Source organism: Streptomyces sp. NPDC047515, assembly GCF_040643055.1.
GTDB lineage: Bacteria > Actinomycetota > Actinomycetes > Streptomycetales > Streptomycetaceae > Streptomyces.
This window is the reverse complement of sequence record NZ_JBEYTM010000037.1, coordinates 1-23,563: the sequence shown is the minus strand read 5'-3', so window position 1 is coordinate 23,563 and position 23,563 is coordinate 1. Positions and strand designations below refer to the sequence as shown.

General features: G+C 69.5%; 18 protein-coding genes. 9 read left to right on the top strand and 9 right to left on the bottom strand.

Annotation, left to right across the window (positions count from 1 at the left end):
* Positions 1 to 98 precede the first annotated feature (98 nt).
* From ABZ826_RS26445 to ABZ826_RS26435, 3 genes are all read left to right on the top strand, one after another.
* A complete protein-coding gene (locus ABZ826_RS26445; RefSeq protein WP_361453148.1) occupies positions 99 to 971 on the top strand; it encodes a helix-turn-helix transcriptional regulator in 873 nt (290 codons plus the stop codon).
* Positions 968 to 1,228 (top strand): DUF397 domain-containing protein, encoded by a 261-nt coding sequence (locus tag ABZ826_RS26440; protein ID WP_361453145.1) that lies wholly within the window; start codon positions 968 to 970, stop codon positions 1,226 to 1,228. The genes ABZ826_RS26445 and ABZ826_RS26440 overlap by 4 nt, the downstream gene beginning before the upstream one ends.
* Positions 1,229 to 1,412: 184 nt before the next feature.
* Complete coding sequence (locus ABZ826_RS26435) at positions 1,413 to 2,597, top strand: DNA sulfur modification protein DndB (RefSeq protein ID WP_361453142.1); 1,185 nt, start codon at positions 1,413 to 1,415, stop codon at positions 2,595 to 2,597.
* Here ABZ826_RS26435 and ABZ826_RS26430 read toward each other — a convergent pair.
* The 7 genes from ABZ826_RS26430 to ABZ826_RS26400 all read right to left on the bottom strand — a co-directional run bounded on the left by ABZ826_RS26430 (position 2,560) and on the right by ABZ826_RS26400 (position 9,580).
* On the bottom strand, positions 2,560 to 4,509 hold the full coding sequence (locus ABZ826_RS26430) for a DUF262 domain-containing protein (protein ID WP_361453139.1): 1,950 nt from the start codon (positions 4,507 to 4,509) through the stop codon (positions 2,560 to 2,562). The two genes, ABZ826_RS26435 and ABZ826_RS26430, sit on opposite strands and share 38 nt — an antisense overlap.
* Before the next feature lie 67 nt (positions 4,510 to 4,576).
* On the bottom strand, positions 4,577 to 4,798 hold the full coding sequence (locus ABZ826_RS26425) for a hypothetical protein (protein WP_361453136.1): 222 nt from the start codon (positions 4,796 to 4,798) through the stop codon (positions 4,577 to 4,579).
* A gap of 93 nt (positions 4,799 to 4,891) precedes the next feature.
* Entirely contained in the window at positions 4,892 to 5,524 is a 633-nt protein-coding gene (locus ABZ826_RS26420) for a class F sortase (protein ID WP_361453133.1), read from the bottom strand.
* A gap of 243 nt (positions 5,525 to 5,767) precedes the next feature.
* A complete protein-coding gene (locus tag ABZ826_RS26415) occupies positions 5,768 to 6,175 on the bottom strand; it encodes a hypothetical protein (RefSeq protein ID WP_361453130.1) in 408 nt (135 codons plus the stop codon).
* Positions 6,176 to 6,298: 123 nt separating this feature from the next.
* Positions 6,299 to 8,413: a HAMP domain-containing sensor histidine kinase gene (locus ABZ826_RS26410; protein ID WP_361453127.1), complete on the bottom strand. Its 2,115-nt coding sequence runs from the start codon at positions 8,411 to 8,413 to the stop codon at positions 6,299 to 6,301.
* A complete protein-coding gene (locus ABZ826_RS26405) occupies positions 8,400 to 9,125 on the bottom strand; it encodes a response regulator transcription factor (RefSeq protein WP_361453124.1) in 726 nt (241 codons plus the stop codon). The genes ABZ826_RS26410 and ABZ826_RS26405 overlap by 14 nt, the downstream gene beginning before the upstream one ends.
* Positions 9,126 to 9,178: 53 nt before the next feature.
* Positions 9,179 to 9,580, bottom strand: a complete 402-nt coding sequence (locus ABZ826_RS26400) for a hypothetical protein (RefSeq protein WP_361453121.1) — start codon at positions 9,578 to 9,580, stop codon at positions 9,179 to 9,181.
* A gap of 320 nt (positions 9,581 to 9,900) precedes the next feature.
* Here ABZ826_RS26400 and ABZ826_RS26395 point away from each other — a divergent pair, with 320 nt between their 5' ends.
* Positions 9,901 to 12,033 carry a tetratricopeptide repeat protein gene (locus ABZ826_RS26395; RefSeq protein ID WP_361453118.1) on the top strand — a complete coding sequence of 711 codons (2,133 nt, stop codon included), beginning with the start codon at positions 9,901 to 9,903 and terminating at the stop codon, positions 12,031 to 12,033.
* Between the two features lie 28 nt (positions 12,034 to 12,061).
* Here the strand turns inward: ABZ826_RS26395 and ABZ826_RS26390 are convergent, their stop codons facing one another.
* Complete coding sequence (locus ABZ826_RS26390) at positions 12,062 to 13,933, bottom strand: hypothetical protein (protein WP_361453115.1); 1,872 nt, start codon at positions 13,931 to 13,933, stop codon at positions 12,062 to 12,064.
* A gap of 473 nt (positions 13,934 to 14,406) precedes the next feature.
* On the opposite strand from ABZ826_RS26390, the gene ABZ826_RS26385 reads away from it, so the two are divergent.
* The 4 genes from ABZ826_RS26385 to ABZ826_RS26370 all read left to right on the top strand — a co-directional run bounded on the left by ABZ826_RS26385 (position 14,407) and on the right by ABZ826_RS26370 (position 19,566).
* Complete coding sequence (locus ABZ826_RS26385) at positions 14,407 to 16,056, top strand: hypothetical protein (RefSeq protein ID WP_361453112.1); 1,650 nt, start codon at positions 14,407 to 14,409, stop codon at positions 16,054 to 16,056.
* A gap of 214 nt (positions 16,057 to 16,270) precedes the next feature.
* Entirely contained in the window at positions 16,271 to 17,530 is a 1,260-nt protein-coding gene (locus ABZ826_RS26380; protein WP_361453109.1) for a lipase, read from the top strand.
* 24 nt (positions 17,531 to 17,554) lie between these two features.
* Positions 17,555 to 18,616 carry an alpha/beta hydrolase gene (locus ABZ826_RS26375; protein WP_361453106.1) on the top strand — a complete coding sequence of 354 codons (1,062 nt, stop codon included), beginning with the start codon at positions 17,555 to 17,557 and terminating at the stop codon, positions 18,614 to 18,616.
* Between the two features lie 125 nt (positions 18,617 to 18,741).
* Positions 18,742 to 19,566, top strand: coding sequence for an SAM-dependent methyltransferase (locus ABZ826_RS26370; RefSeq protein WP_361453103.1), 825 nt, complete (start codon positions 18,742 to 18,744; stop codon positions 19,564 to 19,566).
* A 128-nt stretch (positions 19,567 to 19,694) separates the two neighbouring features.
* On the opposite strand, the gene ABZ826_RS26365 is transcribed toward ABZ826_RS26370, so the two are convergent.
* Positions 19,695 to 22,424: a TIM-barrel domain-containing protein gene (locus tag ABZ826_RS26365; RefSeq protein WP_361453100.1), complete on the bottom strand. Its 2,730-nt coding sequence runs from the start codon at positions 22,422 to 22,424 to the stop codon at positions 19,695 to 19,697.
* A gap of 546 nt (positions 22,425 to 22,970) precedes the next feature.
* Between ABZ826_RS26365 and ABZ826_RS26360 the strand changes: the two genes are divergently transcribed.
* Positions 22,971 to 23,563 (top strand): helix-turn-helix domain-containing protein (locus ABZ826_RS26360; protein WP_361453097.1); only part of this gene is annotated, 593 nt, incomplete at its 3' end.

Sequence of the window (23,563 nt, the reverse complement as noted above, 5' to 3'; positions counted from 1 at the left end):
CGCTTGGTGGCGTAGCGTGACCAGGCGTGACGCGCCGTCGCGGGCTGGCTGTACGTGGCGTGCGTCCGGCTTGTACGTACGTGGGACAGGCGGTGGCGATGACGCAGGACGAGACGGGTGCGGGTACGGGGACGGATGGCGGCTCCGAGTCCGGGCAACGGCCGGAGGACGAGCCGGGGGCCGGGGTGATGACTGCGTTCGGGCGGCAGTTGAAGCTGTTACGTCTGCGGGCAGGGCTGGACCGGGCGGAGTTCGGGAAGCGGGTGGGGTACGCGGCGCAGTCCGTCGCGTCGTTCGAGCAGGGGCGGCGGATCCCGCAGCCGGCGTTCATCGACAAGGCGGATGCGATGCTGGAGGCCGGGGGCTTGTTGCTGGCGTTGAAGAAGGAGGTCGCTCGGGCGCAGTACCCGGCGTTCTTCAGGGATATGGCGCGGCTGGAGGCGGAGGCGGTGGAGCTGTGCGCGTACGACACGCACATGGTCAAGGGCCTGTTGCAGACAGAGGAGTACATGCGCGCGGTGCTCGCCATGCGTCGCCCGCTGCTGGACGAGGAAACCATCGAGCTGCGAGTAGCTGCACGTCTGGCGCGGCAAGAGATCTTCAGCCGATGGCCCGCTCCTCTCTTGAGCTTTGTGATGGAGGAGCCAGTCCTTCGAAGGCCGCTCGGTGGCGGGGACGTTCTACGAGGGCAGCTCGAACAACTCCTGCTGTTCGGCCAGAACCGCAACGTGGAGATCCAAGTGATGCCGCTGGATCGCGACGACAACGCGGGGGTGGACGGCCCCTTCACAGTCATCACGCGCAAGGGTGGAGAGCAGTTCGTCTACATGGAGGGTCAGGGGCGCAGCAATCTGCTGACTGATCGGGACGAGACACGGTTGGCCGCAGCACGCTATGGGATCATCCGGAGTCAGGCTCTCACTCCGCGAGAGACTCTGGGATTCATCGAGAAGTTGCTGGGAGATCTATGAACACCACCGATGCTCCTGCCATGCGGGAGCTGGCTTGGTTCAAGAGCAGCTACAGCGGGGCTGAAGGCGGCGAGTGCGTAGAGGTCGCCTGGCGCAAGAGCACCTACAGCGGCGCAGAGGGCGGCGACTGTGTGGAGGTCGCTACTGCGGCCACGCACGTACACATCCGTGACTCGAAGCAGGTCGGCGGCCCCATGTTGACCGTACGACCCGAAGCGTGGGCAGGGCTTGTAGGGCTGGTCCGGGCCGTCGGCTGAAACACCGAACCGCCAGGAGGGTCCCGCCGCGTGCCGTACAGGCGCAACGGCGGGACCCTCCCAGCGTGTAGCGGGACTACTCGTCCACGCCCTCCTCGCGGCGGATCACCGCCAGGCCGCCCGGCGCGCGCTGCGGTCCAGGCTGGACTTGAACCCCTTGTCGGGCCCGAAGTATTGCCGTCCCATGCCGGCGATCGTGTCGATCCGCCATGCCGAACTGCGCTCGCTGGTGCAGCGGGCGCTGAAGTCCACGCAGAAGGGGAAGAACGTCGGCTCGTACGCCGAGTACATCGCCGACGGCGTGAACGGGGAGCTGGGTGCCGGCTGGTCCACCCCGCCGATCACCTTCTGGCACGCCGGACCGCTCGCCGCGCTCAGCGACGAGCTGCTGCCCGGCGCCGGGCTGCGGACCCTGACCATCACACCTGGCACCTCGGTGGTCGCCATCGACGGCGAGACGCAGACGACCGCATGGCACGAGCTGTACGACGACCCCGAGCGGTACGGGCTCACGTACGCCGAACTCGCCCAGGCGCGCGTGCCGTTCGAGCTGCACGTGGACCTGACCGTGGCCGATGCGCGACAGATCTTCTACGACCGCAACGTGCAGGGCGTCGTGGTCGCGAAGAACCTGGCCATGTCCATGGACCAGCGGGACTTCGCCACCCGCCTCGCGCACCGCGTCGCCGACGCCGTCAAGGTCGACGTCGACGGCAAGTTCGTACCGTTCACCAAGCTCGTCAACGCCGGCAAGCGGCAGGTGGGCAAGACCGACGCCGAGGTCATCACCCTGTCCGCGCTCCGGGCCCTCGTGATCACGGCGATCTACGGGCGCGGCGGGCTGTCCCGCTCGGCGGAGACGGTCCACGAGGACGAACTGCCCGCAGGGTCGAGCGCCGAGCAGGTCGAGCAGAGCGTCGTGCCGCTGCTGGCCCGCCTGATCGCCGACCGCAGCGACCACTTCGTCTCGCGCAGCGCCCTCACCGCACCGGCCGTGCTGGCAGGCCTGGGCATCGCCGTGCACCACACCACGGCGTGGGCGGACCCGGTGAACGCGCTGGGCGCCGACGAACTGCCCAGGCTGCTCTCCGGCATCAAGTGGGAGCGCGAGGCCCGCTACTGGGACGGCGTGGCAGCGAAGTCGGGTGCGACCGGGCGCCTCAACTTCAGCGGCGGCGTCAAGGACTCCGGCGGCCGGGTCGCCGACGCGATCCTCTACCCGGCACGGAGGCAGGCCGCCGGATCCGCGGCCAGTAGGCGCCAGATCGCGCGCCCGGACCTTCGGGAACGCCGGTTCGCAGCAGTGGCGCCCACATCCCGGACCCACCAGGTCAGGCCACTACGTGCTCCGCTCGGGCGTTGCCGATGAAGCGGCGCAGGGCGTCCGTGCTGTGGAAGACGCGGTAGTCGCCGGCTTCCAACGCGGCCTGCTCCTGCAGTGTGGTGTCCGGGGCGAGGACTACGGGTACGCCCACCTCTTCCTGGAGCCCCTGGGGCCAGTAGGCAGCAGCGACGGTGATGGCGGCGCCCGTGCGGGGGTCGCTCACCTCGCTGTCCAGCTCTGGTGCGGCCAGGCCCGCCTCCGCGAGCTCCGACAGGAGGGCAGCCAGGCCTGGGATCTCCTCGTCGTCATCCGAGTCGGTCACTGCCACGGCAGTTTGCACCGTGGTGACAGCGGTTGACGCCTGGAGTTCCACAGGAGAGGGGCCGTCGTGGAGGGCCTGGAGGAAGTCGTTGGCTGCTCCGGCCAGTAGTTCGCGTCGGGCCGCCAGGAAATCCGGATAGTTCTCGATCCGCCAGAGTTCCTGATTCATGGGGATCCACTGCGTCGCTAGCGAGCCAGGCATGTGGATCTCGATCTCTTCCAGGTACTCGGCCGGATTCTTTGCCCCGATCCGTAGATTCGTGTCCTGGGTGAGGAAGCAGAAGTTGGCTACGGCGTTCACTTCGGCGCGGCTGTATCCGTGCTCGTAGAGGCGGGCTTTGGGGAAGATGTGGTGTACCTGAAGAGAGCTGAGGCGGCCGAGCATGCCGTCCCGCAGGGGCACGCCGCTGACGAAATCCTGGGCGCCGTACACCCGCGTCAGCAAGTAGAGAAGGGGATAGAAGCGGGAGCCCATGCTGGAGCCGACGAAGTCATCGGGACGGATCTTGAGCAGACCGCCACGACTGCGGCGCAGCACATTGATCAGCTGGTCGACACCACCGTCGTCGATCGCTTGCAGGTCCTGGTTGAGCGCGGTCTCGGTGGCTCCGGTGTGACGACCCCACAGGAAGCTGTGGACGTACCAGTGGAAGAGGCGGTCGCGGGTCATGGCATCCGGGAACCGTCCACCGTGGTGGTGAAGCAGACGGCTCATGACCGGGAATGCGGCCCGGCCGCTCAGAACCCGCCCATGGTCGAGCCCAAGACGTCCGCCGAGCGCGTTGAGCAGGTAGGAGATGGAATCGACGGTCTCCGTCAAACCGGTACGGAACAGCGTCACATCGACGTCCGCGAGCTTTGAGAACTGGGCCTCGCCGGTGAGTACGGCATTGACGTTACGCAGCAGCCAGTCGAGCTTGAAGTCGAATCCAGCTGCGGACCAACTGCCCAATGCCTCATTCATGGTGGGCCGTGCCGCTGACCAGCTCGCGCAGATGGCGGCCAGAGCCAGGTCTCCCTTGGAGAGCTTGGTACCACCCGAATTCACGCGGTTGAAAATATCCACGACGACATCGATGGTCTTGTCCGCACCGGTGACCTCGTCGACATGGACGGTGCGATCCTTGATCTGCGTGATCCGGTTGAGCCGCTCGATGTACGCCCCCTGCAGCACCGCGTCCTGGCCCGCGAGCTGCGTGACGGCTAGCAGTTGGCTGCCCAGGCCACCCTGGAACAGGGCCGAGACATCGACCCAGACCGGATTGCCTTTCATCTTCCCCGGCGCGTAGAACTCGAAGGCCTCGGTCTGGAGATTGAAGTGCAGCCCGGCCAGCGTCGAGGAGTTGCCCTCGAAGAAGCGGGGTGGCCGGCCGCGGGTCACGCCGTACAAAGTGGTTACCCGCTGCTGTCCGTCCAGCAGGAGCTGAATCGTGCCGTCCTTGCCGGACAAGCCGCCTCGTGTGTCGGCCTTTTCGGCTTTGGTGCTCCAAGTGAGGAAGCCGCCGATCGGGTACCCCCGGTACAACGACTGGAAGAAGCCGCGCACTTGATCGCGGGTCCATACATAGCCGCGCTGGAATTCCGGCAGAGCGATGTCGCCTGCGTCGACCTTGTCCAGGATCTGAGAGATCTGCATATCTGTAGCCCGCCTTCTGAACCCAGCGGACTCCCCCCACCAGGAACCGCACGTGATCACTGTAAAATTAGCAGCCAGCGGGGCAGCGTGAGCGCACATCGGGACGGCTGGGGTAGTGGTTGGAGGGATTCGTGTACGCGTAGTCCGTGCCCCAACTGGGCGCCATCCAGGGCGCGCTCTGCTCCTTGATCACGTCGTTCGTCCCTTCGGACGGCTTCGTGCCCGGGGCGGTATGGGCCCCGGCCAGTCCGGCATCGGCGAGCGTCGAAGGGGATTCGGGTGAGCGCACGGGCGCTTATCCACAGGTGCACCGACAGTGGCCGGGCCGACCGTTGGGCAGGGACACAGCGGTGCGGGCCGGGGGAGGCGGTGCCGGTGGCCGTCAGCTCCGTGCGGCGTACACGATGAGGTTGTCGACGGGGTGGCCCTGTGCGTCGAAGGCGCCGTCGCAGGTGATCAGACGCAGCACGCGTTCGTCGGTGGCGCCGTAGACCTTCTTGGTCGGGAAGGCCTTCTTGCTGACGGACTCGGTGCCGGTGACCCGGAAGTGGATCTCCGCTCCCCGGTCGTTGCGGATCGCGATGTCCGCACCCTTGGTGATCTTCTTCAGATCGTGGAAGACGGCCTTGCCGAAACGGGTGTCGTTGTGTCCGATGAGAACCGCGGCGCCACGCTCGCCGGGGGCGACGCCACCGGTGTACCAGCCGGCCGTCATGCCCTGCTCGGCGGGCGGGACCTGGACGGTGCCGTCCTCGTTCAGACCGAGCCGCATCAGCGGGGTGTTGACCCCGATCGAAGCGATGCTGAGCCGGACGGGGGCCGCTGCGGGCTCGGACCCCTTGTGCTTCCCGGTGCCGTCGGGGCCGGTGTCCCTCGCAGCATGGGGAGGAGTACTCGCCGTGCTGCCCGGTGCGTCGGACGCGGCGTCCACGGCCTCCGAGGAGCAACCGGTGAGGACGAGGCAGATGACCACCGGAAGCGCGGCGCGCCAGAACGGGGGAGGCGTGGGGGACATGGGGGCTCCAGATCGGGACGGAGATCGGCAGTGGCGGGGGCCGCGGGGGGGGGGGGGCCCCCGGGGGGGGGGGGGCCGGGGGGGGGGGCGGCCCGCGGGGGCGCCCCCCCCCCACCAGGGGGAGGTGCGGCCGTTGCCGGCGGTCGACCGTTGTGCGCCGATCGACGTGTGGTCAACTGCCTACCGCGTCAACCGCCGTGCTGCGCGGTCGGTTGCCGTGAAGACGCTGCGGCGCGGGCGGTTTCAGCCGTTGCGCTGTGCGGCGGAACGTCGGCGCAGCACCACCGTGCCCGCTCCCGCGACCAGCAGAGCGGCGGCGGCCGAACCGGCGAGGGCGGTGGTGCTGTCGCCCGAGGTACCGGCCGGCCGCTCGCCCGCGGCGACGCCACCGCGCGGGGTGACGGCGGGCGAACCCTTGGCGGCGCCGGCTCGCTCGACGGCCGGAACCGGGGTGGGACGGTCGCCCGCGGCGACGCCGCCACGCGGCACCACCGACGGCTGAGCCGCCCGCGCGGGCGCGGCGGACCGCTCGACGGCCGGGGCCGACGCCGCGGGAGTGCTGTCGGCGAAGGCCGCGGCGGACGGGACGAGTACCGCGCCGGCCGCCACGGCGGCGAGGACTGCGGTACGCAGGGACAGGCGGTGGGACATGGGATGGCTCCATTCCAGGTCGGCCTCAAAGGTGCCCGGTCATCGGTTCGCACCGGGCGCGAGGCATGCCGACAGGCTGGCGTGAAGTTATGAAGAAGCTGTCAGAACGTTGTGGTCATCGCATCAGGCCCGGTCCGGTCCGTGCTCCGCCAAGCCTCCCGCCACCGTCGCCGAGCCGAACTCTCCCGGCCCCGTGCGCACGGGAGACATCGGCAGCCGGAGCGTGAACACCGAGCCCCGGCTCTCGATGCTCACCGCGCTCACCGAGCCGCCATGCGCCTCGACCAGTTTCCGTACGATCGCCAGGCCCAGCCCGCTGCCACCGGTGCGGCGGCTGCGGGACTTCTCGGCACGCCAGAAGCGGTCGAATACATGGGGCAGATCGCCGGCCGAGATGCCGCTGCCCGTGTCGGTGACCTCCACGACCACGTCGCCGGTCACCGCGTCGCTCACCGCGCCGCCCGCCGTCACGACTTCGCCCGCCCCGACGTCATGCGCCGTCACCTCGTCCGTCGCGGACCCGGAGACGTAGGTGTGCAAGGTGACATTTCCACCCGCCGGGGTGTGACGTATCGCGTTGGAGACCAGATTGCCGATGGCCTGACGCAGCCGGACCGCGTCGGCCGTCAGCTCGGCAGCGGGGGCACCGGCCGCCGCCGGCAGGACCGTCAGCGTGACTCCCGCGGTCTCGGCCCGCGCCTGGTGGGCCGCGGCGACCTGGCCCAGCACCTCCTCGGCACTCATCGGCTCGGGGTGCAGTCGCAGCGCACCCGCGTCGGCCGCGGCCAGATCCTGGAGGTCGTCGATGATGTGCTGCAACTGCACGGCCTCCGTGTGCAGCGAGGAGATGAACGCCGGGTCGGGCTCCGCCAGGCCGTCCTGCGCCGCCTCCAGCCAGCCGCGGATATTGCTCAGCGGGGTGCGCAGTTCATGGGCGACATCGCTGACCATGTCCTTGCGCTGCCCTTCGAGGCGGGCGCGGTGGGCGGCCATGTCGTTGAAGGCCGCGGCGAGCCGCCCGATCTCGCTGTCGTCGGTGACCCGCACGGGCGCGGAGTCGTCCCCGTCCCGCATCCGCTGTGCCGCACCGGTGAGGGCGCGCAGCGGCCGTACCAGCCGGGCCCCGGCCAGCATCGTGGCCCCGACGGTGAGCGCCAGGACGAGCGCCGCGGCACCCGCGATCTTCGCGGTGTTCGCCGGGGAGAGATCGAAGCCGGGCACGGTCGTACTGCTCTCGTCGCCGATGAACAGCAGCGCGGGTGAGGCGACATAGGAGCTGAGCTGTTCGCGACGGGCCGTGCCGACACAGGAGGCGGTGGCCCGGTCGTCGTCGCCGGTCCGGACGCTCGGTACGGGGGAGACCACCCGGGACTCCTCACGCGCGGCCGGCACCGGTTCGGGGCGCGCACCCCAGGACAGGTCCAGATTGAGCTGCACGCTCGCGCGGCCCTGACGCTTCAGGCAGGCGTTGGCCAGTTGGTTGAGTTCCCCCAGCGCCTTGCGCTCGGTCGCTGTCGGGCGGGCCAGGTCGTCGCCCGCGCACCGGGTGCCGTCCATCCGGTCGGGATCGTTGCCGACGACCTCGATGCGCGGGCGACCACTCGGTCCCTCGACCGCGTCCGCCGCCACCCCGGACCGGCTCAGACACGCCACACTCTGCTGGGCGGCACGCCGCAACGCCGTACGTTCGGCCGCGGGCAGCCGGAACGGACCCACCGCGCGCGGGTCGACACGGTCGGCCGTCGCACCCGTGCGGCCCACTGTCTGGGACAGCGCCGTGTCCATGGACAGCGGATCGACGATCGCCGACGCCTGGGGCGGCAGCGCGGGCGGGGACGGCTGGCCGGCGGAATCGGCGAGGGGCCGCCGCTGCTCGGTGGTGAGGGCGATCCGCCGGCCGGACCGCCGCGCCAGGTCGCGCACGGTGCTGTCGGCGCCGTCCCAGGTGGGATGGGTCGCCGCGTATCCGAGCAGGGTGTTGTAGATCCGGGCGTCGGCGGTGAGATTCTGCCCCTGCTCCTGCTTGATGGCGCCGGAGGTGGTCTGTACGGCGATCCAGGCGGTCGCGGCCACCGAACATGCCGCCACCAGGGCCGACACCGCGAGCAGACGGCCGAACAGACTCTTGCGCAGCGGTAGCCGCGCCCGCTGCTCATGAGCGGTCCGATGCCCGTCGCGAAGCCGCGCCCGCCGTTCACGGCGAGGGGACACGTCGTCCACCCCGCTACGACGACGCATGCGTGGTGTTCCTTGTAGGGTCCGTCAGCTTGTAGCCCACACCGAAGACGGTGAGGAGCCGGGCGGGCCGACGCGGCGCGGGTTCGATCTTCTTCCGCAGGTTCATGATGTGTACGTCGACGGTACGGAAACTGACGTACCGGTCGAAGCCGTGCAGCTCCTCCAGAAGCCGCTGCCGCGTGAAGACCCGTTCGGGCTCGGCCGCCATGGCGGCGAGAATGCGGAACTCACCGGGGGTGCACTCCACGGACCGGCCCTCGACCGACACCTCGTGCCGTACCGGGTCGACCGTCAGCGCGCCGACCCTCAGTGCCTGGTCCCCGGCAGGTTCGGCGGTCGCCACTCGCCGGGTGCGGCGCAGCAGTGTCCGCACGCGCGCCATCAACTCGCGCGGACTGTACGGCTTCGTCATGTAGTCGTCCGCGCCCAGGTCCAGACCGAGCAGCAGATCGTCCTCGGTGCTGCGGGCCGTCAGCATCAGCACCGGCACCTCCCGCTGCTCGGCGCGCAGCACCCGTACCACGTCCAGGCCGTCGGCCCGCGGCATCATCACATCGAGGACCAGCAGATCGGGCTCCCGGTGCCGGACCTCGGCGAGGACCGCGAGGCCGTCCCCGACGACCGTGACCGTGTGACCCTCGTGTTCGAGGTAGCGACGTACGAGTTCGGCCTGCTTCTCGTCGTCTTCGGCGACTATGACGTTTGCGCACACGTGGACGATCGTAGAGGAGCCCGCGCGCCACTCGTGGCGCCGGACCGACGGGTTCACCGTGGAGTGGACCACCGGCCCATGGGCTGGACCCGCGGGCACCGGACCGGGAAGGCAACACGGGTGAGCGGCAACGGCGGTGCCGAGGACGAGGGGCGCCGTCGTCCGGGGCGGTCCGCTGCGGTCCGCGCGGTGGAGACGCGGAGGGTTCCGGTGGCTCCGATCTTGCCGTGGGCCCCGCCGACTGGTCTTGTGTACCGCGGGCGCCGTGGGGTGTCCGTGACAACGAGGGCCATCGGTGGCGGCAGGCGCGCAGACGCGGTCCAGGCGGGGGAGAAGGTCAGTGCGGCACCGGTCGCGGCGAGGCCGAGCAGCGGCCAGCACCCGTAGTCGGTGCCGACCTGCGGCACCGCGTGCGCATCGATGGCCGCCCGCGGCACGACCATGAGCGCGATCACGGCACCGACCGTGCCCGCGGTGGAGGGCGTTGCCTGCCTCCTTCGGCATCCCCTGGCGTGCTGGGTGAAGGCCGGCGTGCTCAAGCGCATCCTCGACCAGCTCTGCCGCCGACTGCCTCTGCGCAGCAGCCGCTGACCCTGGCCGGTCCGCGTGATCACCGCTCCACTGCGGTTCGGCTGCCGTGTCGGATCGAGATGGTCATCCTCCCCGTGTTCAGGGGATATTGACCTGTCTGACGCTAACGTTGATCCGCATGGTGGCAGCGGCGGTGCCGGGGAGGGCGCACCGCGCGGAACACCGGGAACGAGGAGTGCGCGACATGCTGGATCCCACTTCGGTGGCGGCCATTTCGGCGGTACTCGGCGCGGTTGGTTCGGGGATGGCCAACGAGGCCGGCAAGTGGGCCTGGGAATCGACCGGCGGTGTCGTACGGCGCATCATCGGCCGGGAGGTCCCCGCGCCCGTCGGTCCGGGTGAACAGGACGACGTGGCCCGCATGGTCCACGAGCAGATCCGTACGAACCCGCAACTCGCGGCCTACTGGCGTGCGTTCGCAGCGCGAGTGCCGGGCGGACCGGCTCCGGTCCGAGCCGCGCAGTCGCACCTCCCCGCCTCCATCAGGTTCTTCACGGACCGCAGGGAGGCGATGAGGCGGCTGCGGCGCGAGGCATCGCGGCGGCCGGACGGGCGGCCCCGGCTGGCCCTGGTGCACGGCCCGGACGGCATGGGCTCCAGCGCCCTCGCCGTGCACTTCGGATCCACGCCGACCCGTCTCTTCCCCGACGGCCGGATCTACGCCGACCTCGGCGGTCGGGGTGCCGGGAGCGCACGCGACGCCGGAACCGTGCTTCGGGCACTGCTCCGCCAACTCGGAGTGCGGGACGAGGAGATGCCGCCCGCGACCGACCGCCTCGGTGAGTTCTTCCGCCAGTGCGTGGCGGACCGTCGCCTCCTGGTCGTGCTCGACCACGCGCATTCGGCGGCCCAGGTGAGGCCGTTCCTCACGTCGGCGCCGGGGGTGTTCACCATCGTTGTCGCCCGGACCCCGTTCCCCGGCCTCGACGCCGTAAGGGTCCCGGTCGGGCCGCTCACGGACCGGGACGCGGTGCGTCTGCTCACCGATATCACCGACAAGTCGACCGTTGCCGCGGCTCGTGCCGCGCTGCCGTCGCTGCTCGCACGCTGCGGCGGTTCGCCGTATGCCCTGCGCGCAGCGGCGGACCGGCTGTCCGCCCTGACGCTCGCGCCCCACCGGGCCGAGGCGCAGACCGACCCGGTACGCTGCGTGGCGGAGGACAACTACCGGCTCCTGGAGCCGGAAGCCGCCAGGCTGTACCGGCTGATGGCGCTGCGCGCCTGGCCCGCCTTCGACGCCGCGACGGCCGGGTGGACCACGGGCCAGGACCCGTCGGTCGCCGCAGGCATCCTGGCGGACCTCGCCGACCTGATGCTCCTGGAACGCGGCCGTGACGGAAGCGGCGACGGGCGTTACCACTACCGCCCCGCCGTCCGCGCACACGCCGAGGCGACAGCGATCCGCGAGGACGGAATCGCGGCCTGCTCGGCGGCTCTCACCCGCACCCTGCTCGGCTACGCGGACCTGGCGACATCGGCGGCGCATCAGGCGCTCCCGGAGAGCTGGCGCGTCCCGGCACCCGCCGACGACCGCACCGGGCAGCGCTACGAGGGCCGGGCCGCGGCCCTGGAGGCGCTGCTCGCGGAGTCCGGCAATCTCGTCGAGGCCGTTCGCTGCGCCGAGGAGTCGGGCGACCCGCACATCGCCGTACGTCTGTGCCGATCCCTGTGGCCGCTGCAACTCAAGGCGGGGTACCACGAGATGCTGGTGCCGGCGCTCCGCATCGGAGCCCGCCTGGCCGACACTCATCTTCCGGGAGGCCGTGACGCCGGTGCACTCCACGCCCAACTGGCACACACAATGACCGAGTTGGGACGCTGGGAAGAGGCGGAGACGGAGTCTCGCGCGGCGGCGCTGGCCGAGGAGTCGGCCGGCCACACGCGAGGCCATGCCTCGGCCGTGGAGTTCCTGGGCCTGCTCAGGCTGCGGCAGTGGCGATACCGGGAGGCCTACGAGTGCTTCGACGAAGCGGACGGCATCCTGAACACGATGGGCGCACACGACGACGGGACCGCCGACCTGCCGCGTGCCCAGGCGCTGTTGCAACGCCATCGCGGGCGGGCCCTGCGCGGGCTCGGTGAGCGGGAGGAGGCCCGGGAGAGGCTGGGGACCGCACTGCGCCACTTCCGGGCGAGCGGCGACACGTACAACACGGCCCGGACGCTCACCGATCTGGCCGAGACCTGGCTGGACGGTGAGGACACCGAAGCGGCACTGCCCCTGATCGACGAGGCGATCACGACGCTCGACGGCCAGCGCGCGGATTACCACCTGTCGCACCTGCTGCGGATGCGGGAGCGCTGCGTCACCCCGTAAGTCCTCGTCCCTGGCCCGTCCGCCCCCTTCACTTCGCCGATTCCGGAGGGGGCAGAGGGACGACCCGCACGCTGTGCAGGCGTGTGCCCGTCCGCACACGGAGCCCGTCGGCCACCACCCGTGCGAGCCGCTCGTCGGTCGCGACCGTGTCGTGTCCGCCGGTGGCGAGCCACGCGTACAGGGCGGAGGCGCAGGCGGCGGGGTCAACGCCGGACACCCCTTCCGTGCCGGCGGCGGGCACGGCCACCAACCGGAGCGGCTCTTCACCACGCACCCGGACCACGCACTCGGACGGCCCGGTCACGTACGCCGCCAGGGAACAGCCGCGATGGCGGTGGAGCACCTCGGCGGTCCAGATCGACGGAGACCCGAAACGGGGATCGTCGGGCGCCCCGTCCCGGAAGATGACATCGGCCAGATCCAACTGGTCGACGTCACGGGTGTCCTCGTGCACGGCGACATGCGCTTCCGCGCCCTCGTCCGGGCTCACTCCCGGCGGCTCGCTCCAGCGGCTGACCGCGATCCTTCCCGGTCCGAGTACCTGCGACAGAACGTGCAAGGGGGCGGTGACCGTGCCGGGCGCGTAGTCGGGCAGCGGCAGCGGTTCGAGCGAGGCAGGCCGGCCGGGTTCTGGCGCGCCCATCATCGAGTAGAAGAGTCTGCGCAACCGGACCGCGGATTCGCCCGGCACGGAGGTGGTGAAAACGGCAGGCCCCGCCAACGGCCGGTGGCGGCCGATGAGTTCCTCGATCTGTGCCGCCAGTGAGGCAGTGGGATCGAGTCGCGGCGCCCGCCGCATGAACGTGGAGATCGGCGCATCGGGATCGAGGGCGTCGAGCGGCGCGGCTCCCAGGAGCACAGGAGTGCCGAGGGCGGCCGCGTAGTAGGTGACGGAACCGTGGTCCCCGATCACGGCATCGGCCGCCAGCAATGCCTGCCGCCACCCCTTCAGCGGATCGATCAGCGTCAGCCCGCCGCGCCGCGCGCGATCGAGCCACGCGCGGATCTGGCCGGGCCCGTGGCCGTGCCAGACATTGGGGTGCAGTACGGCGGCGAACCGATACTCGTCCACGGGGAACTCGGCAGCCACCCGATCCAGTAGCGCAGCCACGGCATCACTCCCATTGCCGCCCCTGCCTTCTCCACCGTCACCGAGAAGCGAATCGGAGTTCCAGGTCGAATTGAGCAGGACGAGCCGCTGCCCCGGCCGCACGGCCAGCGCGCGGCGGAAGCGCTCGCGGTAGGGCCGGGCGGCGAGTATCCGGTCGAAGCAGGGGTCCCCCGCGAGAACGGCGGTCGGTGCCGCCTCGGGGCACGCGGCGCTCAAGCGTTCGTACTGCTCGGGGTGGGAGAGGACGAGCGCGTCCGCGACAGGAGTGCCCCGCGACAGAAGCCACTCCGGCGCAAGCCCGAAGACGGGCGCAGGCGCCGCCCCCGCCCCCGACCCGGTGTCCGGTGTCCGGTGTCCGGTGTCCGGTGTCCGGTGTCCGGTGTCCGGTGTCCGGTGTCCGGTGTCCGGTGTTGCCAGCCTCTTAGTGTATCCGACGCCGTGCGAGAGAATGGCCAACTTCCCGGAGAGCAGCTCCAGTTGACCGCCAAAGCTCGCGGAGACGACCAGATCCGCCGGAGTCTCGACTGCCTGTTCCCACGGCAGGGCCGGCACCCCGGTCTCGGCCAGCAACTCGGCCGTGCCGGCCGCGAACGCCGAGGAGCCCGTACAGGTCACCAGCAACTGGACACGCAGGTCGTCGTCGAACAGCGGAAGCACATCGAGCAACCGGGTCGCGGCAGTCACGTTGTGCACGACGACGAGGACCCGCAGGCACTTGGCCCGGGTGGCCCACCGCGCCGCGTCATCCCCCACCGGCACGCGCACCCACTCCGCCCGTCCGTACCCCATCCGTCCACTCCCTGCCCGCCCCGGCCCGCTCGCGGGATCACGATAGTCAACCGGTGCGACCACCGGGCACAATGCCCGGCTGCGCCTCGACCGCCGCCATCTGGACGCGGTGGAGCGCCGCTCCATCCACGAGTCCCTGCTCGAACCCGTTCCGCGGCACACCGTCGATGTCACTCGCGGCCAGGACACCGATGCGTAAGTCTCCTTCCGGACAAAGGACTTGATCCTCGCCGAGTGCGACCGCACGGCTGCCGCCGGGCTTACTCTGGACAACCCCCTGGCCGACGGCGAGAGCCAGGGTCTTTCGTTCGGATCGATCCCGGCATGGTCCGAACGAGAAGCCCCAGATCTCCACCCTCACCGCCCCGGGCCACGGCGCCCGCCACCGCCCCGAGAACCCGACCCGCCGAACCTCACAGCTCAGAGCCCAGGCGGCCCGTCAAAGACGATCGGCCGCCATGAAAGGATTGCCGATGGAGCCTCGTGGCTACCGCATGGTCATATCGACCCGGCAGGACTTCGTCACCACCTCCGCCCACGCCGAGCGCCAGCTCTACACCTGGCTCGAGAAGCAGAAGCGCTACGACGCCTCGGCGCTGGACGAGGGCCGCAACGACATCGCCCCCAATGTCACCCTGGACCGGGATTCGTCGTCCGGCCGGCACGGTGCGTACACCCGTTGGCGGATGCGCGAGACACCCTCGCCGCAGATCGGTACGTGGCAGTCCACTCTCGTCGTCCGGGACGACCCACAGGACGACGAGCGCCGCACCTGGATCCAGGTCGATGTCGAGCACCGGCCCACCGTTGCGGACCAGCACCCCACACGTGCGAAGACCCCCGGCATCGCGCGTCTGCTTCTGGACTCGCTCGACGCCCGGGACGGCCTCGCCGAGGTGAAGGCCAAGCCCGCCTTCATCGAACCCGAGGACGTCCCCGAGGTCATCGAGGAACTCTGCGATGCGGAGCGCCGGCTGCCGATCGTCGTCGCCAGCGTTCCCTACGGCGCCGACCCCGACGTCTGGGCCGAATCGACGGTGGAGAAGGCGTACAGTCATCTCTCCGGTCTCGCCGTGCTGTACGTCCTGTCTCCCGAGGCCCAACCCGCCTTCAACCAAGCCTTGGAGTTCCACCCGGTGTTCGGCGGTGGCATCCGCACGTACGTCCCGGGAATCGACCCCGCCTGGAAACCCGACGCACAGCGGCACCCCGTGATGTCCCGGCGGACCATTGAGGCCGATGTATGCCGAGCCGCCTCCACGCTCGCCTCGCTCCCGCAGCGTCTGGCCCTGTACCAGCCGTTGCCGGGTGCCTTGGATTCGCTGCCCATCCAGCGGACGAGGCCGCGCCCGCAGGAGCACGGCACGAACGTCGAGAAGCTCACCGGCGAGAACGCGACCCTGAACGCGATGCTTGCCGAGGCCGAGGAGACGGAGAGTTCGCAGGCGCAGAGGATCAGCGAACTCAAATCGGACCTGGGCAAGGCGGACCGTACCGCGCACGAGCTTCGCGGTGAGAACGAGGAGCTGTACGAACAGTTCCGGTCCGCACAGCGCCAGGTCCGGTTCCTCCAGGACAGGCTTGCGGAAGTCGGTCAGTACGAGGCTGCCTACTCCACCCCCGAGACTCTTGACCTCGACTATCCGGGGACCTTCTCCGACCTGCTCGACCGGCTCGGCGAGCTGCCGTATCTCTCCTTCACCGGCAAGGCGAAGATCACCCGTGATCTGGACAGCCAGTCCGTTGACAGCTGGCTCCGCGTGGCATGGGATGCTCTGCGCGCCCTGAACTGCTACGCCAAAGCGTCTGCGAACGGTTCAGCAGGCGGCGACTTTCTCAGCTGGTGCAAAGGGGAGGAGTCGCGTGACCACCCCTTCCCGGCGGCCAAGGTGGCGATGCGGGAGTCGGACGCCGTCGCCCGCAAGGACAAACTCCGGCGCGAGCGCATGCTTCCCGTGCCGAAGGAGGTACACCCCGACGAGGTGGTCTTCATGCAGGCGCACCTGCGTATCGGCTCCGGCAACACCATCGCGCCCCGGTTGCACTTCTACGACGACGGGCCCCAGACCGGCCTGGTGTACGTCGGGTACCTCGGCCCTCATTTGCGTAACACTCTGACCTGAGGCCCGACTTCGTCCGGCCCGGCCGCGCTCGGACCGGGCCGGGCCTCCACGAGGACCCGGGTCTCGACACCCGGGTCCCGAGACCCGGCACATGGCGAGACGACACACTCCTGCGCCCCGTACCTATGGCTGCTCACCCCATGGGAAGGTCCGTCGCACCGTCCTACCGTGGCGGGCCCGGACCACCAAGCCCACCCCGGACGGGAGAGCCGCGATGCGCAGAGCAACGAGCACCTTGCTCGGCATGCTCCTCACACTGCTGAGCCTCGGAGCAGCCACCACAGCGGCCCACGCCGCCCCACCCGGCTACCTCAGCCTCGAAGCCACCTACACCACCGTCGCCAACGGCTGGGACCGTGTCGACCGCTACCTCGACACCACCAGCGGCTTCCATGCCGAGCAGTACCCCCAGGACGGCCGTGGCGACCAGGACGGTCAGCGACGCACCTTCTTCGGCGGTGTCAAGCAGCCCTACTCCGGCCGTTTCCTCCTCTACTCCGCCCCCGGCTGGAGCAGCGGCAGTCACCAGACCCCCGTCCTCCTCGTCCACGGCGCCAACGACAACGCCGACCGGGCCTGGGCCAACCCCGGCGAGGCCGGTGGCTACGGCTGCGGTACCGTCTCCTGCCCCAGCACCGGACTCATGCAGTACCTCGCCGCCCGCGGCTACCGCGTCTTCGCCGTCAACTTCGCCCACAAGCAGGGCGACAATCTGATGCAGGCCCAACAGGTCGGCGACGCCATCGCCGTCATCAAGGACCGGCTCGGTGTCAGCCAGGTGGACCTCGTCGGCTGGAGCAAGGGGGAGATGTCCACCCGCGCCTACGTCTCCTCACTCCGCCCCACCTGGGGACGTCCCTATGCCGGAGACGTACGCCGCCTCATCACCCTCGGCGGCCCCAACGGCGGCTACGACTACCCCTACGCCCACGGCTGGGCCCACGACTTCAGCATCTGGCCGCAGTGCGGCGGCAGCGTCAACGCCCCCTCGCCCCACCTCTACATGACCTGCTACGGCACCTACACCGCCCACCCAGAGTTCGCCTTCACCCCCACCGACGGCTACGACGTCTATCCGGGACAGCGGCAGATGCTTGCCCGCTGGGACGCCACCTACGGCATCGACATGACCCAACAGGACTGGTACACCACTTACCACGGTGGCCAGGGCTTCTACACCTCCGGCACCGGCATCCAGACCGCCATCGACGCCGGCTCCCTGATCACCCCCCTCCACGAAGCAGGGGTCCCCGGTACCGTCGCCACCTACCTGCTCGCCGGTGGATCCCCCAGCGTCCTCGGCATCTACAACGAGAACCGCGGCCCCAGCGACGGTGTGGTCTTCGTCAACAGTGCTCTCGACCGCACCGGCATCGCCAACGTTGCCGGCACCGCCCTCATCTCCACCGCCAACCACCTCCAACTCGGCTGGCACTCCTCCGCCTGCGCCCAGATCGCCGCCTGGCTCGGCTGACCACGCCACACCGAAGGACGGACCATGACCTCGCCCGCACTCCTCCCCGGCATCCACGCCCGACGCATCGCCACCCCCCGGCTCTCCCTCAACCTCCTCGAACTCCCGGACCGGACCGGCGAACCCGTCCTCTTCGTCCACGGCAACGTCTCCGCCGCCACCTTCTGGCAGCAGACCATGCTCGACCTTCCCCACGCCTACCGCCCCCTCGCCGTCGACCTCCGCGGCTTCGGCGACGCCGATCCCCTCCCCGTCGACGCCGCCCGCGGCCTGCGGGACTACAGCGACGACCTCACCGCCCTTCGTGACGCCCTGGCCCTGGACCGCGTCCACCTCGTCGGCTGGAGCATGGGCGGTGGCATCGCCCTCCAACACCTTCGCGATCACCCCATCGCCGTCCGCAGCCTCACCCTCGTCAACCCGGTTTCCCCCTACGGATTCGGCGGCACCCACGGTCCGGACGGCCGACTCAACCACCCCGACGGCGCCGGTTCCGGCGCGGGTACCGTCAACCCCGAATTCGTCCAGCGCCTCAAAGACGGCGACCGCAGCGAGGACTCACCACTCTCCCCCCGCTCCGTTCTCGCCTCCAGCTACGTCAAGCCGCCGCTCCGCCCCGCCCTTGAGGACGCCTTCGTCGACGCCATGCTCTCCACCCGTACCGGGGACGGCCACTATCCGGGCGACACCCGTCCCAGCGACCACTGGCCCGGCACCGCCCCTGGCTCCCGAGGTGTCCTCAACGCCATGGCCCCCACCCACTTCCGCATCGACGGCCTGCACCGGATCGACCCCAAACCGCCCATCGGCTGGATCCGCGGCACCGACGACCTCATCGTCTCCGACACCTCCCTCTTCGACCTCGCCCACCTCGGTGCCCTGGGCGCCGTCCCCGGCTGGCCCGGCGCCGAGCACTGCCCCGCCCAGCCCATGGTCGCCCAGACCCGCCACGCCCTCGATCACTACGCCGCCACGGGCGGCCCCGTCCGCGAAACCGCCATCCCCGACGCCGGCCACGCCGTCCACATCGACAAACCCAAGGAGTTCACCGCCGCCCTTCTCGACACCCTCACCTCGGGCCGGTGAAGCGGCGGGCGGAGGAGTTGGCCCGATTGACGCCAGAAGCGCCAGTGACCGTACTCGACCACAACTGTCGTGATCCCCAGGTAGGTTGAGGCCACTACTTGATCACTTTGCGCTCGGAGGTCTCCATGAGTGAGCAGCAGTCATCCGTCACGCCGCCCGCCACGCCGGTCTCCGAGCGCATCGACACGACGCGGCCTCACTCCGCCCGTTTCTGGAACTACTTCGTGGGCGGCAAGGACAACTACGAGGTCGACCGCGAGATCGGCGATCAGATCAAGGCGCTCTTCCCCGGGCTCGTCGATGTCGCCGTGGCGGGGCGGCAGTTCCTGCACCGCTCGGTGAGCCATCTGGTGGAGGAGAGGGGCATCCGGCAGTTCCTCGACATCGGCACCGGCCTGCCGACCGCGGACAACACGCACGAGGTCGCCCAGGGCATCGCCCCCGATGCGCGGATTGTCTACGTCGACAACGACCCGCTGGTCCTGGCCCACGCCCGCACCCTGCTCACCAGCACACCCGAAGGGGTTACCGACTACATCGACGCCGACCTGTACGACCCGGACGCCATCCTCGCCGAAGCGGCCAAGACCCTCGACTTCGACCTGCCCGTAGCGCTGATGCTGCTCGGCATACTCGGCCACGCGGGCGACTTCGGACGGGCCTGCGAGGTGGTGGACCGGCTGATGGCGGGCCTGCCGTCGGGCAGTCACCTGGTCGTGTACGACGGCACCCGTACCAGTGCGGGCATGATTGCCGCGGAGAAGGCCTACATCGAGAGCGGTGCGGTGCCGTACTACGTCCGCGAACCGGACGAGATCGTCACCGTCTTCGACGGTCTGCGGATTCTTGAACCCGGCTTCGTCCGACTCAGTGAGTGGCGGCCCGATGCCGACAGCGCGACCGTGTCCGCCGATGTGGACGCCTTCGGTGGGATCGGCGTCAAGAAGTGACGTAGGGACGATGGCGCGGCCCGACGGCATCGATACCCGGTGCAGGAGCACCCATGGGGTGTGACCGACGGACGTGGGGACCGTTCGCAGACGGTCCCCACTCCCGTACTCGTGGTCCTGTGCCCGTGCTATCGGCGCCGCAGATCGAGGGTGAAGCCGTGATCGGTGGAGACGGGCGATGTCTTGATCTCCGTCATTCCGGTTGCCGGGTCCGTGTACCAGCCGGACGTGGCCGATGCCAGGGCGGCCGAGGAAGCCACGCGGTGCAGACGGTCACTGCCCATGGCCACCTGTGTCGGTGCGTCCTCGCCATGAACCGTGAAGCGGTACGAGCGGGCTGACGCCTTGCCCTCATAACTGCCCACGCTCGCACCGACCTTGATGGTGGTGTCGCCCAAGTCGCCGTGAAGGGGTGCCTGCACCCGCACCCGCTGGGTGGCCGAGGCGCCCTCCGTGAACTTCCTCGTCACGCCGTCGTCCTCGTAGAGCGTGTAGTCCGTGGTGCCCTGCGGGTAGATGTCGTAGTCGAGTTGGCCCTTGTCCCGTGATTCCCAGGACAGGGTGCCCTTGGGCCACATCGGCACGATCGCCCCGCCCTTGACGAACAGCGGCAGGGTGTCGAGCGGTGCCTTGTAACCGTTGATCGTGGTCGGGCCCCGGTAGGTCTTGCCCGTCCAGTAGTCGGTCCAGGTGCCCTTCGGCAGGTAGATGCCGTCACGGACGTCCGTGTCGCTGTACACCGGTGCGACCAGGAAGTCCGGTCCGGCCAGGAACTCGTACTTCGCGTTCGGTCCCAGTGCCGCCGGGTCGTCGGGGTACTCCAATGCGAGCGGGCGGACCGCGCCGACACCGGTCTTCGTGGCGTCCTTCGACAGCGTGTACATGTACGGCAGCAGCCGCTCCTTCAGCTGCAGGTACTTGCGGTTGATGGAGGTGTACGGCTCGCCGTCCAGCCACGGCTGCTGGTCGTGCGGCTTCTTGGTGGTGATGTCGCTCGCCCAGCCGTCCATGGTCATGATGGCCGGGAGGAACGCCTTCCACTGCAGGTCACGGGTGTACATCTTGGCGTCGTGCCGGTAGATGCTGCCGACGTCACCCGTGTTGTACGCGATGCCGGACAGGGTCGCACCGGCGTATGTCGGGATCTGCCACCGGATGTAGTCCCAGGACAGGCTCTGGTCACCGCTCCACAGCACACCGCAGCGCTGCGCCCCGGCCCAGGAAACGGGAAGCCAGACGAAGCCGCGGGCGTCGCTGTTGTCCTCGATACCGGCCTTGGCCTGGTCGCAGGCGTCCAGCGCGAAGCCGTAGCCGCCACCGACCCAGGCCACGTCCAGCTTGCGGACGCGTACGCCGGCCCTGGCCTCCTCGGCCTGGTCCGGCAGACCGTTCTGTGTCCAGAGACCGAGCTGGGCGTGGTTCTTGTTGAGACCCGCGCCCGTCTCCGGAAGCTTCTCGTAACCGCAGCCGTAGCCGTCGTTGACGAGCATCCAGCCGAGCGGCATCTGGTTCTGTACATAGCCGTCGGAGACCTTCAGCGCGTCCAGGGTGTGGCGCTCGCCCCGGTTGGCATTGTGGAGGTAGCAGTCGGCGGAGCCGGGTTCCAGCCCGTACACCGGCGGCATGAACGGCTTGCCCACCAGGGAGGTGTACTTGCCGATGACCGTCTTGGTGTCACCGGTGAAGTAGTAGGCGTCCAGCCGTCGTTCCTGCTGCCCGGTCCGTACGGGTGAGCCGAAGTCGTAGATGCCGGGGGTCATCGTGTTGCGGAAGACGCCGTAGCCGGCGGTGGAGAGGTAGAACGGCTGGGAGTTGTTGTAACCGCCCTCGTTCCAGTTGGTGTTGTTGCCGACGTGTCTGATCTGATCGCGGTGCGAGAAGCTGCCGTTCTGCTCACCGCCGCCGAAGAACTGCTCGGTGGCACCGCGCTCCAGACTCTGCCGCATGCCGCCACCGGTCCAACGCAGCGGATCGGCCTCCTGCCAGATGGCCGTGCGGTTGTCGGCCTTGTAGAGGCCGAAGCGCAGCGGACTCTTGTAGACGCGCATCACCACGTTTCCGGAGCGGATGCCGTAATAACTGCCCGCGTCGAAGGACTTGGTGTGCCGCTGGGCCGTGGGACGCTGCCGGATCATGTGGCTGTCCTCGGGGTCGGCGAGGACGCCGTCCGGGGATGCCTGCAGCCTCAGCGTACTGTCGGTGAAGAACTCGGCGCGGGCCTTGAGAGCACCGGCCTCGATCTCGTACCTGCCGTCTGAGCCGCTGAAGCCGGTGAGATCTCCGGCGTCGGTGGCCTCGGGAAGGTACGCCTTCCCGCTGAAGGAATTGTTGTGCACGTCGTAGGGGACGACGACCACGCGATACGTGCCGGACGCCTTCGGGATGACCGCGGACTCGGGGTCGGCCGTGCCCGCGCTGGACGCCACCTGCTTGCCGGCCGAGTCATAGATGTACATGTCGAAGTCGTCCGTGGGTGTCTCCCATTGGATGGAGACGGGGACACCCCCTTCGGGGTTGTCGTCCCACTGCCCCGCGGGCGGGTTCACGGCCAGGTCGAAGCGCGCGCAGACGGCGTTGTCCGGGTCGTCGTCGGGCGTACCGCACTTGGTGGGCGAGTCGACGGTCCCCTTGGCGTAGACCGGGCTCTGCCATGTCACATTCTTCGTGGTGCTGTCGAGGGTGCCGGAAGGCGTGGCCGCGGCCTGCGCGTCCGGGGCGGGCACGGTCAACGCGGTGAGCGCGAGGACGATGACCGAGAGCGTGCCGACCGTCGCCTGGCCGGGGCGGTTCTGAAGGATCCGCAAGGAGTGTTCTCCGTTCGTACCGAACAGCGAAGTAGGTGATGTCTGCGCAGACATGCTTGGAACATTGGAGATTCGCGCATCAGAATTCACCGTACGGCGGGTGCATGTCAACGTTTCAGGTGCGTGCTCGATGGCATCGCTCCCTGTCCCTGCCCGCGTCCGGCCCGCAGGGGTGACAGGTCCTGGCCCGTCGGGGGATCGCCGGGGCAAGCCCAGAAGGGGCCACGGGTGATCTTGAAGCTCTGACGCGCGGCGGTGGGACAGTCGTGCGCGGCCGGCGGTCGGCCAGGTGTCCGGGGGCGGGGCGCGGGCGGGGGCTTTGCGGGCGGTGAGGAAGAGCGGGCCGTGGGGTGCGGCCGACGATGCGGCGGGGCAGGAGCTCGGTGGTGCCTGACTGCCACTGAATCCACTCGACATCGCCGCCCGTGGAGACGACCCGGCCGTGCCAGGCGGCGATGAACAGCAACAACTGGGCCCCCACGGACCCAGCACCCCAGGAGAGATTCGCTAGTGCCGGATCAGGCAACGTTTGCCCTGTTGTGATGTGACGCGCCGCCCGGGATCCTTTTCCGGACGGCAGGCGGCGGTCACCGTGTGCGTGTGGCAGAACGAGTACGCGTACGCGAGATTGATGACGACGAAGGCCGGAGGCTACTGCGGATCATCCGCAGGGGCACCGGGTCGGTGGTGACCTGGCGGCGGGCCCAGATGGTCCTGCTGTCCGCTCAGAGCATGCTGGTGGCGAAGATCGCCGAGGTGACGTTCACCAGCGACGACCGCGTCCGGGATGTGATCCACAACTTCAACGCCGACGGATTCGACTCTCTTTATCCGAAGTACTCCGGCGGCCGGCCGAAGACCTTCACGCTGCCCGAGCGGCGCGAGATCAAGAAGATCGCGAAGTCGAAGCCGGCCGAGCACGACCTGCCGTTCTCGACCTGGAGCCTGACCAAGCTGGCGGACTTCCTGGTCGCCGAGGGGGTGGTCGACGACATCAGCCACGAGGGCCTGCGCATCCTGCTCCGCGAGGAAGGCGTCTCCTTTCAACGCCTGAAGACCTGGAAGACCTCCCGCGACCCCGACTACGCGGCCAAGAAGGCGCGGGTGGAACACCTCTACGCCATCGCCGACGGCGAGGTCATACCCGAGGACGATGAGCCCGAAGTCGTCTTCTGTATCGACGAGTTCGGACC

What these genes read in the sequence shown, in the direction of transcription:
- ABZ826_RS26445 (WP_361453148.1), top strand. Translation starts at nt 99, where the DNA reads ATGACGCAGGACGAGACGGGTGCGGGTACGGGGACGGATGGCGGCTCC.
- ABZ826_RS26440 (WP_361453145.1), top strand. Translation starts at nt 968, where the DNA reads ATGAACACCACCGATGCTCCTGCCATGCGGGAGCTGGCTTGGTTCAAG.
- ABZ826_RS26435 (WP_361453142.1), top strand. Translation starts at nt 1,413, where the DNA reads ATGCCGGCGATCGTGTCGATCCGCCATGCCGAACTGCGCTCGCTGGTG.
- ABZ826_RS26430 (WP_361453139.1), bottom strand. Translation starts at nt 4,509, where the DNA reads ATGCAGATCTCTCAGATCCTGGACAAGGTCGACGCAGGCGACATCGCT.
- ABZ826_RS26420 (WP_361453133.1), bottom strand. Translation starts at nt 5,524, where the DNA reads ATGTCCCCCACGCCTCCCCCGTTCTGGCGCGCCGCGCTTCCGGTGGTC.
- ABZ826_RS26415 (WP_361453130.1), bottom strand. Translation starts at nt 6,175, where the DNA reads ATGTCCCACCGCCTGTCCCTGCGTACCGCAGTCCTCGCCGCCGTGGCG.
- ABZ826_RS26410 (WP_361453127.1), bottom strand. Translation starts at nt 8,413, where the DNA reads ATGCGTCGTCGTAGCGGGGTGGACGACGTGTCCCCTCGCCGTGAACGG.
- ABZ826_RS26395 (WP_361453118.1), top strand. Translation starts at nt 9,901, where the DNA reads ATGCTGGATCCCACTTCGGTGGCGGCCATTTCGGCGGTACTCGGCGCG.
- ABZ826_RS26390 (WP_361453115.1), bottom strand. Translation starts at nt 13,933, where the DNA reads ATGGGGTACGGACGGGCGGAGTGGGTGCGCGTGCCGGTGGGGGATGAC.
- ABZ826_RS26385 (WP_361453112.1), top strand. Translation starts at nt 14,407, where the DNA reads ATGGAGCCTCGTGGCTACCGCATGGTCATATCGACCCGGCAGGACTTC.
- ABZ826_RS26380 (WP_361453109.1), top strand. Translation starts at nt 16,271, where the DNA reads ATGCGCAGAGCAACGAGCACCTTGCTCGGCATGCTCCTCACACTGCTG.
- ABZ826_RS26375 (WP_361453106.1), top strand. Translation starts at nt 17,555, where the DNA reads ATGACCTCGCCCGCACTCCTCCCCGGCATCCACGCCCGACGCATCGCC.
- ABZ826_RS26370 (WP_361453103.1), top strand. Translation starts at nt 18,742, where the DNA reads ATGAGTGAGCAGCAGTCATCCGTCACGCCGCCCGCCACGCCGGTCTCC.
- ABZ826_RS26365 (WP_361453100.1), bottom strand. Translation starts at nt 22,424, where the DNA reads ATGTCTGCGCAGACATCACCTACTTCGCTGTTCGGTACGAACGGAGAA.